This window comes from Saccharospirillum sp. MSK14-1 (assembly GCF_003054965.1).
Lineage (GTDB): Bacteria > Pseudomonadota > Gammaproteobacteria > Pseudomonadales > Natronospirillaceae > Saccharospirillum.
This window is the reverse complement of the sequence record NZ_MIES01000010.1, coordinates 1-1,677: the sequence shown is the minus strand read 5'-3', so window position 1 is coordinate 1,677 and position 1,677 is coordinate 1. Positions and strand designations below refer to the sequence as shown.

Here is a 1,677-nt window from a genome sequence, read left to right as displayed (position 1 = left end):
TCTAGGTACCAGTTGAGTAGTACGAATACTGGAGGCCCAAAAATAAGCAGTATGTAAAAGGGTTTTACTCGAAGATTTAGTTCCATCTAAATTCCTAATTATTCATAACGTCGTTGTTTTGGGGCGAGCTCCCCCCTAAAAATAGACACGCTCAACTATTCAAAATTTCATGTTTATTCGGACTTACATAGCCTAACGCTGAGTGCATCCGTTTTTTGTTGTAATAGTTCATCATGTAGTCGCCTAATGCAATTCTTAATTCTGACTTAGATTGGTAATGTTCACCGTGGTACTTTTCTGTCTTTAAACTCTGGAAAAATGATTCCATATGCGCATTGTCAGTGACGTATTTTGGACGATTCATGCTTGACGTAATGCCATGACGCTTCAATTCATCTTGGATTAAGTAGGCCCCATATTCTGGGCCTCGATCCGTATGGAATATGAGGCCATCTTTAAGCTTCCGATAACGTATTGCCTGACGTATAGCTTCCCGCGTAAGTTCTGCTGATTTATTGTCACCAAGTGACCAGCCGATGACGCGTCTTGAGTACAAGTCCAGTACAACAGCTAAGTATTGATACTCTTTTCCTACCTTGAGATAGGTTAGGTCTCCAACCCATTGTTGATTGATTTCTGTCGGGGATCCCAGCTCAAGACGAAGGTTTGGCAACTTGGCGTAAAACCGTTTTGGGGCAGCTTTTTGCCTGTATATACGAGCGGCCTTACCCACCAGGCCCATCTCCCTCATGATGCGCTCTACAGCCTTGTGGTTAACTTTATATCCTTTTGCCCGAAGCGCCTCGCAGACACGAGGGCTGCCATAGTTCGTATCATGCTGATAAAAGACCTGCTCGATTTTAATACCTAATGCGCGAGCTTTAGCGGCACGGGAGCTCTCTGGCCGATGTCGCCATTTGTAGTAGCCGGATCGTGACACGAGTAACCAATCGCATAGGTATCTAATGCCTAAGGCAGCTCCATGTTCGGCTATGAATCCGAATCGTTCTGCCTTACTTGCGCTAGATACCGTTGCCACTTTTTTAGAAGTTCATTTTCCTTCTTTAAGCGCTCATTCTCTTTCTTCAGCCGTTCGTTATCGCTGATTTCTTTTTTACTCGGTGGGGGAGATGATTTTTGGTTCAATGACATGCTCACTCTTCGGTTTGGGAAATATTTTAATTTCCCTTCACGGTACTCCTGCCGCCACCGATATAGCATCATTGGATGCAAACCAAAGACTTCGGCTATGTCGATTGCTTTAGCGTCAAGTTTGAAGGTTAGCTCAACTATTTTGACTTTAAGCAATTAAGTGTCTACTCATATGGGGAAGGCTTAGAGACTAAATAATCAATAACAAACCGACGACCTTAAAGTGTTTCAAAAACGAATTGGAGATCATGTCGAAATTAATCCCGCCCTAATGCCAAAAAGTCGACTATTTTAGACGCAGGCTCAAACTCAGGTACAACGCGTAACAAAATAGCTCTACCTGCTGCATAGTCCATTTTATTTTCAGCTACTTTCAGCTCGGTAAGCGCCTGTTTGATCGCATCAGAACTTATAAAGTACTCATTCGCCATCATGATTTTGGGGTGCCCGGTACCCGTCACATTTTCGCCTATCAGGAGTTCTTCATATAGTTTTTCACCTGGGCGTAGGCCGGTGAATACTATT

The 1,677-nt window shown here is 43.5% G+C and carries 2 protein-coding genes; both read right to left on the bottom strand.

Annotated features, from left to right (window positions below; translation table 11 throughout):
* Positions 1-151 precede the first annotated feature (151 nt).
* A protein-coding gene (locus BGP77_RS02800) for an IS3 family transposase (protein WP_370446820.1) occupies positions 152-1,308 on the bottom strand; the annotation gives its coding sequence in 2 pieces (ribosomal slippage) (positions 152-1,036 and positions 1,039-1,308; 1,155 coding nt in all).
* 101 nt (positions 1,309-1,409) lie between these two features.
* On the bottom strand, positions 1,410-1,677 hold a 268-nt coding region (locus tag BGP77_RS02790), incomplete at its 5' end, for a polysaccharide biosynthesis protein (RefSeq protein WP_158269249.1).